We start from the raw sequence: 221 nt of genomic DNA on the forward strand, positions 1-221 counted from the left end.
CCCTGGCTCAGGCTGCCGATGGCGCGGTCGGCCCAGTCGGCCAGGCCGCGCTCGGCCAGCCAGGCGCTGGCCTGGGCCTGCGCCGCCTTGCGCGCTTGGCCGGCGGCCTGCAGGCCCAGCGCCAGTTCCTCGGCCACGGTGGGGAAGATGATCTGCTCGTCCGGGTTCTGGAACATCATGCCCACCGGGCGCGGCTGCGGGTCGGCGGCGCCCAGGGGCAC

The 221-nt window shown here is 76.5% G+C and carries 1 pseudogene; it reads right to left on the bottom strand.

The features are described 5' to 3' along the window. Positions 1 to 221 (bottom strand): annotated as a pseudogene (locus HA630_RS02545) (ABC transporter ATP-binding protein); the annotation flags it as partial.

This window comes from Aquabacterium sp. A08, assembly GCF_011742065.1.